Below are 9,696 nucleotides of genomic sequence, written 5' to 3'. Positions count from 1 at the left end.
ACTAACCCATTTGCGTCAACTATTTTCACTCATAGAACAATCATTAAGCTGTGAAAACGTGGAACAGATTTCAGCACCACCATTAAGCACTCTCATTCGTGATATAGCATCATCCGGAGTACGTGTTGTATTTACGATGGGAAAAGGCGGTGTCGGAAAGACAACGGTCGCATCAGCTATTGCGGTTGGCTTAGCTGAACAGGGGCATCGAGTACATCTGAGTACAACCGATCCTGCCGCACATCTTAACCACATTATAGAAGAGGAAGGAAACAACCATTTATCGGTGAGTCGAATTGATCCAAGAGTCGAACTAGAAAAGTACCGTAATGAAGTACTGAGCCAAAATGCCGATTCCTTAGATGAAGATGGTCTTGCTTATTTGGAAGAAGACTTACGCTCTCCTTGTACAGAGGAGATTGCTGTCTTCAGGGCTTTTGCAGAGTTGGTTGAGCGTTCACAGGATGAGATTGTGGTGATTGATACGGCTCCAACCGGGCATACGCTGCTGCTATTGGACGCAACGCAAGAGTACCATAAGGAAATTGAACGTTCTTCCGGAGCCATTCCTGATTCGGTGAAGCATCTTCTGCCTCGCCTGCGAAATTCTCAGGAGACCAGCGTAGTTATTGTTACTTTGGCAGAGGCCACGCCTTTTTACGAGGCTTCCCGATTGAATGAGGACTTGAAGCGAGCTAATATCCCTACGAAATGGTGGGCGATCAATCAGAGCTTCGCTGCAACGCAGACAATGGATCCGGTGTTACAAGGCCGTGCGAGTTCGGAGGCACAATGGATCTCACAAATCAAAGAAGCATCGGCAAACCACAGCGTGATTATTCCGTGGGAACCGGAGGAGATTAAGGGATACGATCGGCTCAAAAAACTGGCGGAGAAGTAATGACAGGTAAGATTCTACTTATAGAAGTGAGGAGTGATCATCATGATCATTACGGATGAGGCTAAAGCATACATCGAAGAGATGATGAAAGAAGCTGGGACAACAACGTTAAGATTCTTTAATGCAGGTGCTGGGTGTTGCGGACCAAGTTATCAGCTGACGCTGGATAAAGCTCAGGAAAATGACATTGTCGAGCGTATAAATCATATAGAAGTGGCTCTCGATCCAACGATTGCCGACCTCGTACGGAATGTTACATTGGATATTGACCTAGATGAAGAAGGTCCTGCATTAATCGTCAGTGGCGGCAGTAGTAGCTGCTGCTAATTCGAAAATAGGAGGCAACGAAGAACATGGAGAAGAAATACCATGCACTACATGAAGATAAGATCTACATGGGCGGAGCCGCTGATGTCGAAGAAATGGTAAAACAAGAAGGTGTCCAAGTCGTGGTGGAACCTTCGAGAAGAAGCCACGGAGTGCGCATCAACAGATGCCAAAGTGAAATGGATTAAGATCCCCTTGGGCGACAATGCAACGGAGAGCGAGGAAGTTTTATTTAAAAAGACGATCGATGAAGTAGTTAGTGCCTATCACAATGGCCAAAAAGTTGCTTTTCATTGTGGGGGAGGTAAAGGAAGAACAGGAACCGTTGCCATTGGAACCTTGCTAGCCCTAGGAGAGGCCCAAACCATTGCCGAAGCTGAGGAAAAGGTCAAGAGCATTCGCAACATTATTCAAATAAAGCCGACCCAAAGAGAATCACTCGAAAAGATATTTGAAGCATAGTTTTGTGATAGCCACCTATTCTACAGGTGGCTATTTAAATGTCCTCATTTCAAAATTAAAACTTGCAAAATACAAATATTTGAGTTATAACTTATCTAAGGTTAGGTGCGTGGAATGTGAGTGAATTTTAATTTTGTGTACATGGAAGTGGACTAAGGGGCCTTTTTTAAGGGTCATTACTTGCAATTTACAAATAATTTGGAGGCTGATTATTGATGGTAGCGACAAATGCATTTGCTCCAGGGATCAAAATCAAAGAGGGAGGATGGTGAATCGGAGCACAGCTGAGAAAAACATGATCATTACTGCCTTCATCACAGCAATTAGTTTATTTGGAGATGCCATGTTATATGCCGTGTTGCCGGTAAACAGTGAGGAATTCGGGTTAACAGCCCTTTGGCAGATTGGGGTTTTATTATCGATCAATCGGTTTGTTCGTATACCGATACATCCACTCATTGGTTGGTTCTATACACGATATCCGGTTCGAAATGGTCTATTCATCGCCATCTGCCTAACGATCGTTTCTACATTTGCTTATGGTTACTTTAATGAATTTATCGCGCTCTTGATCGCTAGATGTGTGTGGGGGTTGGCATGGGCCTTCATTAAACAAGCCGGGCAGTTATTAGTGGTTGAAGCTGTTACGGAGAGTAAGCAGCCAGGGAAACTAACAGGTTTGTTTAATGGGATTGCTGGTGCTGGTGTTGTTATCGGTATGGTTGTAGGTTCCTTATTATCTGAAAGCTTTGATACTTCGTCGGTGTTAACCGGTTTTGCGATCCTCAGTGCTTTAACATGTCCGCTTTTGTTACCTATCAAAACAAGCAGTCGAGGTATATTGCAGCATGTAGAGAACAACAAAAATTCGAAAGCACTAATGCTCATGGTTAAGGATCAACGTTTCATCATTCTACTAATAACCGGATTTGTGATTTCTTTATTATTCCAAGGGTACGTGAAATCGACACTTAGCTACTGGATAGAAATGCGGGATTTTAGTGCTTTATCTTTATTAAGTTCGATTAGTGCAGCAACGTTAACAGGGATATTACTTACCCTCAAATTAGCTGCGGATCCTTTCCTTGGTTTTTGGGTTGGGAGGTTTAGTGATATCAGGCAGTCGAGAACAGAATGGTTAGCGGGAAGTACCATGGTGGTTGGTATTCTTTTTGTCATCATAGCATTCAATCTCCAAACTATTGTGTGGCTCTCGACGCTCATCCTATTACTTCTCGTATCTTCAATCGTAACTACATTATTAGATGCTGATGCTGCTCAATATGCAGCTGATTCATCCAATAAACATTACGTCGTATCTTCGTATTCCATGACGGTTGATATAGGTGCTGCATTAGGTCCATTTCTGGGTTTCACACTGCTCTCTGTAATAGGAGACACTGCCTTGAATGTTGGAGCTGCTCTATTGTTAGTTTTGTGTGGATTCGTATTGCTTCGAATGAAGAAAAGGAATCGGAAAAATGAAATCCTAATTCATGTTGATAACCATACATAATGTGGGAGGAGAGAATGACAATGAATCACGTTTTAGATGTCCTAGTCATTGGTGGCGGGCAATCGGGATTAGCATCAGGATACCACCTGAAACAAAGAGGCCTATCCTTTTTAATTTTGGAAGCGAGTGGGGAAGCTGCAGGTTCGTGGCCGAATTACTACGATAGTTTAAAGCTGTTTTCGCCGGCTAAATATTCATCCTTACCGGGATTATCCATACCGTCTCCAGGTGACCGATATCCTAATCGAGATGAGGTTGTTCAGTACCTAAAAAACTACGCGTCTCACTTTCAGTTACCGATTGTCTTCCATCAACGTGTTGAGCATGTTTCTAAAGAATCAGGTGTTTTTCAAGTTCGTACGACTACGGGAGAAACATATACTGCACGTAATGTGATCTGCGCTACCGGTTCTTTTAACAAGCCATTTATCCCATCGATACCGGGACAAGAAGATTTCAACGGTACAATCGTACATTCCGCCTTTTATAAGAAACCGGATGCCTTTAGAGATCAATCCGTTATCGTCGTTGGAAGGGGAAACTCAGCCGTACAAATCGCGATGGAGTTAGCAGATATAGCCAATACAACATTAGCGGTTCGTGAGCCGGTCTCGCTTGTGCCGCAGCGTTTTCTAGGTAAGGACATTCACTTTTGGTTTATCATCACCGGTATCGATTCTCATTGGCGGATAGGGAAGTCATTAGCCAACGCATCTTCCGTCATGGACCTGGATGGATATAAACAAAGGTTGAAGGATGGCAATCCAAAGCAAAAAATCATGTTTACATCGTTTTATGAAGATGGGGTAACTTGGCCCGATGGATCAAAAGAGAAGGTGGATAGTGTTATTTTTGCAACTGGGTTTCGTTCCAATCTTTCCTTTATCAAAGATCTAGTAGGACTTGATACTAATGGAGATCCATTACAAGACCGAGGTGTAAGTACGGTTGTAACTGGTCTATATTATGTGGGGCTATCCGGGCAGCGATCCTTTGCTTCAGCGACCCTCCGGGGGGTTGGTCCTGATGCAAAGTATGTTGTGAAACATATTCAGAAAAGGGCTAGGTGAGACAGATGGTTTCTTATGCGAAAAGTTATTATTGCTTTCTCCAATTTGACTTGTTTAGGTTCCTTCGACGCCACGACTAATGATATATATTTGTAATTGCAGACATTCTCATTTTAACTGGTCTTTTTTTTATAACAAAAAAGAGAGGAAATCGCAAAAAATGTTTCATATGGCAACCAGTTCCCGTATGGGATATAAAGAAAAATAATCTATCTAAGTAAGTGCTCTCTCCCACAATGTATAAGCAAGCACTCCAGACCTGCACCGACAAGATAATACTAATGGAAAACAAGCAGCCCTTCGGGGCTGCTAATTTCAGTCGGCTATAATCAGTATCTCAATTGATTAATTAATTTTTCTGAAATTGTCTACTTATGAAATGTTTGAGGGAACTTTTAATTGCAATAATAGAATTCTTGGCTTTTTTCGTGATTTGAATTTTGAATTGTTCAAAACCTAATATTTCTTTAGATAACACCAAAGAATTATAAAGATTGTAATTGAAAATAGCTATAAAGAATACTAAGCCAATTAAATTAAATTGATCATCAAAAATCAGTTCGTGACCAGTTACTACTTTAGCATTAATTAGAAATGACTTCATGGAGATGATGGCTGTACCTAAACCGGATAGGTATAAGAAGAGATGATTAATGGTTCTAAACCAGCTAGAGAAATCTGTTTTCTTAAAAAAAAGATAAGTGATAACATGAATGGTTGCAGTTGTTATAAAAGAGAAAAAAGAAGCTGAAAAGGTACCATATGCTAAATGTCTGATTGTATGATTAGTAGTATCTATAAACGAGCCGACCAAGTCCATGCTCCAAACAAAAGCACATATATAAAGAAAGAAAAAGAATAGAGAAAATAAGCAAAACTTTACCAGGAAATGAGTGAACTGCTTTGCCAATAGAATGCCTCCTTTGAATTATTTATATAAAATACGTGGAAGACTATCTCTACGTTTCGATTCGATAGGAACAAAAAACAGTGAGCAACCAAAGGCTACTCACTGTTTTTTGTATTGTTATAATTCCTAATTAACTTGTATAAAAATCTATTTCTTATTTAGTTTTACTTCAATAAATGAAATGATTTCATTTTTATCCCTTGAGTCCAATTGTCTAAATAATTGTAATAATTGGTCTTCATTATTTTTAAGTGTAGTTTGAAATAATTCATTCTCGAGTATACAAATTTCATTATTGAAGAATGTGTTTTTTTCCATAAAATTACGTTCTGCATGAACGTTTTGCCCCTCTCTATTGGAAATGTTAGTTTTTTTACTATTTCGATAGTGTTGGCCCTTTATTAACCAATTTAAATTGACATCAAATTTCTCATGTAAAGAAATAAGAGTTTCAATAGAAGGGTTGCTTTTTCCCGATTCAATATCACTTAAAGTACCTTGTGAAATTCCAATTACTTTCGCAAAGTCGACCTGATTAAGACTATTTAATTTTCGTATAATCTTGATTTTTTGGCCAATATCATTCAAAACAGAGCCTCCTTTCGTTAATTTTCATGGTTTTTCGGATACAATTATGTTAAAATCGGCTAAAATATCGAATAACCGATATATCCGCTGGATTTTTATTGAAAATCCAATTGTGTTAAGGGAGAATCACTATTCCAATATATCAATTTTGCACCTTCGATGCAGGTCAGAGAAAAGAAATAAATAGTTCTTTCAAAAACAATAAGGAGTGAATTGGTTATGGATTGGTTGCATAAATCATGGGTTTTAGAAGATACACTATATGCACCAAAACGGATAGTGAACAACAAAGGAAGCAACTGGTACCCACATATTATTGGAAGTTTCTATAGTCAAAAAAATAAATGCAGTGTGGAATATGAGTCGCTAAATGAAAGAATATTTTATAGTTATTTAGAGTTGGATCCATTTGTTTTTCGTTATTATGTGCAGCCTATAGAGATTCCCATGATTACAGACAAAAAAGAATGGTTTCATATACCAGATGTATTGGTATTCCGGCAAGGAAGTATCCCACTCCTTTATCAAATTAAAGAAAGCCCAGAGGACAATGACACGAAAATCCTTCAACGTAATCAAGCCTGTGAGCAAGTATGTTCAGCTAACAACTGGAATTACGACGTCGTATACCCGAAAACACTGCCTGAGACATTGAAGAGGAATATTCATTTCTTAAAAGGTTATCTTAAAAAAAGAATATATTACTCTCAGTGGGATCAAAAAGTTCTTAAAAGGTTGAAATGGTTGGAGCCATGCTCGGTTGAAGAAATATCGACAAGTTTTGTTGACTCGATAGATCCTCTTTACATTAAGCCATTGGTTTTTCATCTCATTGCTCACGGATATCTTCAAGTGGATGTAAACGAAAAAATTGATTCCAGATGCATCGTTACACTCAACCGTGAAATGAAAACAATATCGATCCTGGAGGCTCGAACATGACTATTAGTTCATTTCGGTTAAATGCGGAGTGTGAGGTATATGGGATCATGTATCGGATTGTATCTATCCAACCCCCGGATGTTTGGTTGAAAAGGGTTGATGGGGAAAGTGTTAAATTTAATTATTTTTCCTTAATAACCGAACCATCATTTAAACCGCATCAATCCATGATCATAGCCAGGAATAAGAATGAAATAACATCCAATAACAATGTAAGGAAATTATCAGAGGAACGACAAGATGAAGTAAGTCAGCGCTTCAAAATAATACAACCAATTCTGCTACTAGAAAGAATTCGAGAAGGTGATTTACAAGCACTTCACCTTTTTCATGATAAATATAAGTATCTCATTAAAGCAGGCGAAAGAATAGTACTGTTAAAACAGAAGGATCTTATTGGTAGGATATTGGAAATGGAGAAGAGTTCTAGAGCAACTATTATGAGATATCTAAAAGGATATCGACAAATGGGTTTAGATGGTTTAATTTCTGACAAAGGAAAGGGGTATACAGGACGAAAAGATAACAAAGTACTCACCATTTGTGATCCCCAAAACCCGGATGTTTTGCTGGACACGATAACAGTTAGGCTTCCAGATACGCAAATTGCTCTTATAAAAGAAGTGATCGAAAACGAATACTTGACGAAGTTAAGGGTTTCTAAAGCCACTATCTATAGAAGCTTATCACAGAAATGCATGAGCAATAACATACCGGAAATTAATTACATAACCATTAGTGGCATTATTGATCGAATTGATGTAAGAGCTAAAGAAAGATACCGTAACCACAAAAAAGCAAAGCAAATTTATGATCCGGTGGCAAGGGGATATGCTGACCGGGAAGCAGTAGGTCGGCTGGATATTGTTCAAATAGATCACACGCAGATAGATATGATGGTGATTGACGATGTAACGGGGATGGTCATTAATCGTCCTTGGCTTACTCTTGGCATATGTGTTTATTCTCGTGAAACTTGGTGCATGTATTTATCATCTGAGGGCCCTAGTGAAAATGTTGTTAGAAAGGCTATAAAGCATGGGGTGTTCTCTAAAAATACTATTCAAGATTTTGATACGCAAACTGAGTGGGTAGCTTTTGGAATTCCTAATATCATTTATGTGGATAACGGAATGGATTTTAAAAGTAAGGACATCAAGCGATTAGTTAATGAAACGTTAGAGAGCGAACTAAGACATCGTCCTGTCAAGTTGCCTCATTACGGAGCATTGATAGAACGTCTGTTTGGAACTGTGAACAGAGAAGTGATCCACAACATTTTTGGTACCACTAAGGGAAGTATTGTTGACAAAGGAGAATTAAACCCTAGTGAGGAAGCAACGCTTACTCTAAGTGATCTTCGAAAAATACTCATGTTGTACTTAACAGATATTTATCCGTACAAAGTTCATCGAGGTTTACCGAACAATTTATCACCACGTGTCCGATATCTCGAGAGCCTAAAGGAAATGGGGTATCCCGACGTGATTTTTGATAGTGAAAAATCATACTATGATATTGACTTCCTACACACAACAAAGAAGCCTTATACAAGAGATGGAGTACGCTGGGGAAATCGACTATATAAGTCGGAGCAATGTGGAAATATTGTAGGGACAAGAAATAAAAAGTACACGGTGAAATTTGATATTGATGATATCTCTGCAATTTATCTGCTTCATCCCGAAATCAACGAATTCATCAAGTTGCATTGCGAATCACCATCGTATGAGACTGTAGTGGGAGTCAATCATTACACCTATAAACTAATGGAAAAGCTTTTGAGAGAAGAAGGTCAATTAAAAAGAAATCAAATCTTAGGTAAAGATCAGATTGAAAAAGCTTGGGGGAAAATATCCAAAGTTGTAGGCAATTCATATACAAGAAAAAAAACAGTTCGCCAAACTATAGCTAAAATGTCGAATGTAACCCTAAAACTTGAAACACCATATACAAAACAGCAGGAACTAGCTAGGCAAAAAAACCAGAGTATCTTAAGCATAGAAGAGGAATTATTTCAACAAGCAAAACAAGCAGAGGACAGAAGGAGAGAGAAATAGATGAGTAGATTGGAAGTGAAATCATTCGCAAATCGAATTCGCAGACTATATATCGAACATGGCGAAGTGAATCGAATATGGAGTAAATTTGATTCACTTCGATTATGCAATTCATTTAGTGAAGAGGAAGAAGAGATACCAGATATTGAAGATGAGAAAGATCCAAGGCATCTAATTCTAATGGGATTATCCGGTGTAGGAAAATCCCAAATAGGAAAACGTTATGCGAAACGTAACCCGGGATATACGCTGGAAACAGAAGATGAGAAAATTGATATCAAGCCAGTAATTTATGTAGAGTTACCCTTCCCATTTACGCAGTTGCATTTCTATACAGCGATTCTTAAAGCATTGGGGACCGATAATTTTAGACGAGATGAGAGAATTAACCATGTTAAGAATCGAGTTCTTGGGCTGCTTAAGAAGCAAAAGACAGAAATGATCATATTCGATGAAATGAATTTTATTATGCGCACAAAACGGTTCGATGATCAAGAAGCAATGGAGATGCTAAAGGATCTAACGAATAAGTGTCAGTTATGTATTGTATGTATGGGTACACCAAAAATTGAAGTACTTCGTAATATGGAGGATGAATATATCAGGAGGTTCGGAAAAGATGTGATACAACGATTTGAGGAATGCGACGATCTCTTTTGCAATTTACTTTCTGACATTGAGCAAACAATACAACCACCTGAGGAAATTGGTCTAGGAGACCCTTCAACGGGATACCCACAATTACTTCATTTTTATTCACAAGGTAGAATTGGATATATTCATGCCATCCTGAAGGAAGCTTATCGCTTATTAGGCGTGTTTGAGGATTGTGAGGATCTGAACAAGCTAGTATTAACGGTAGATATACTTCGCCAAGCGAAGTTTAACTTATTTGGTGAGTCTGATCACTTAACTTGATG

General features: G+C 38.7%; 11 protein-coding genes. 9 read left to right on the top strand and 2 right to left on the bottom strand.

The window, feature by feature from the left end; genetic code table 11:
* The 6 genes from ACPV3A_RS32755 to ACPV3A_RS32730 all read left to right on the top strand — a co-directional run.
* Nucleotides 1-901, top strand: a 901-nt coding sequence (locus ACPV3A_RS32755; RefSeq protein ID WP_426203919.1) for an ArsA-related P-loop ATPase, incomplete at its 5' end; no start/stop codon positions are given.
* A gap of 42 nt (nucleotides 902-943) precedes the next feature.
* Nucleotides 944-1,228 carry an adhesin gene (locus ACPV3A_RS32750; protein ID WP_426203917.1) on the top strand — a complete coding sequence of 95 codons (285 nt, stop codon included), beginning with the start codon at nucleotides 944-946 and terminating at the stop codon, nucleotides 1,226-1,228.
* Nucleotides 1,229-1,254: 26 nt separating this feature from the next.
* Nucleotides 1,255-1,416 (top strand): hypothetical protein, encoded by a 162-nt coding sequence (locus ACPV3A_RS32745; protein WP_426203915.1) that lies wholly within the window; start codon nucleotides 1,255-1,257, stop codon nucleotides 1,414-1,416.
* A 7-nt stretch (nucleotides 1,417-1,423) separates the two neighbouring features.
* On the top strand, nucleotides 1,424-1,690 hold the full coding sequence (locus tag ACPV3A_RS32740) for a protein-tyrosine phosphatase family protein (protein ID WP_426203913.1): 267 nt from the start codon (nucleotides 1,424-1,426) through the stop codon (nucleotides 1,688-1,690).
* Nucleotides 1,691-1,958: 268 nt separating this feature from the next.
* Entirely contained in the window at nucleotides 1,959-3,206 is a 1,248-nt protein-coding gene (locus tag ACPV3A_RS32735; RefSeq protein WP_426203911.1) for an MFS transporter, read from the top strand.
* Between the two features lie 20 nt (nucleotides 3,207-3,226).
* Nucleotides 3,227-4,276, top strand: coding sequence for a flavin-containing monooxygenase (locus ACPV3A_RS32730; RefSeq protein WP_426203909.1), 1,050 nt, complete (start codon nucleotides 3,227-3,229; stop codon nucleotides 4,274-4,276).
* 349 nt (nucleotides 4,277-4,625) lie between these two features.
* Here ACPV3A_RS32730 and ACPV3A_RS32725 read toward each other — a convergent pair whose 3' ends face one another.
* Together ACPV3A_RS32725 and ACPV3A_RS32720 are read right to left on the bottom strand one after the other, a co-directional pair.
* Complete coding sequence (locus ACPV3A_RS32725; RefSeq protein ID WP_426203907.1) at nucleotides 4,626-5,186, bottom strand: hypothetical protein; 561 nt, start codon at nucleotides 5,184-5,186, stop codon at nucleotides 4,626-4,628.
* A gap of 147 nt (nucleotides 5,187-5,333) precedes the next feature.
* Entirely contained in the window at nucleotides 5,334-5,774 is a 441-nt protein-coding gene (locus ACPV3A_RS32720) for a helix-turn-helix domain-containing protein (RefSeq protein WP_426203905.1), read from the bottom strand.
* Between the two features lie 219 nt (nucleotides 5,775-5,993).
* Here ACPV3A_RS32720 and ACPV3A_RS32715 point away from each other — a divergent pair, with 219 nt between their 5' ends.
* From ACPV3A_RS32715 to ACPV3A_RS32705, 3 genes are read left to right on the top strand one after another with little or no spacing between them, the layout of a single operon-like run.
* Entirely contained in the window at nucleotides 5,994-6,716 is a 723-nt protein-coding gene (locus tag ACPV3A_RS32715) for a hypothetical protein (RefSeq protein ID WP_426203903.1), read from the top strand.
* Complete coding sequence (locus ACPV3A_RS32710; protein ID WP_426203901.1) at nucleotides 6,713-8,776, top strand: Mu transposase C-terminal domain-containing protein; 2,064 nt, start codon at nucleotides 6,713-6,715, stop codon at nucleotides 8,774-8,776. The genes ACPV3A_RS32715 and ACPV3A_RS32710 overlap by 4 nt, the downstream gene beginning before the upstream one ends.
* Nucleotides 8,777-9,694, top strand: coding sequence for a TniB family NTP-binding protein (locus tag ACPV3A_RS32705; protein ID WP_426203899.1), 918 nt, complete (start codon nucleotides 8,777-8,779; stop codon nucleotides 9,692-9,694).
* The last annotated feature ends 2 nt before the right edge of the window (nucleotides 9,695-9,696 follow it).

The sequence above is a fragment of the Paenibacillus sp. Dod16 genome (assembly GCF_049893405.1).
Taxonomy (GTDB): domain Bacteria; phylum Bacillota; class Bacilli; order Paenibacillales; family Paenibacillaceae; genus Paenibacillus_AQ.
This window is presented reverse-complemented; position numbering and strand designations above follow the sequence as displayed.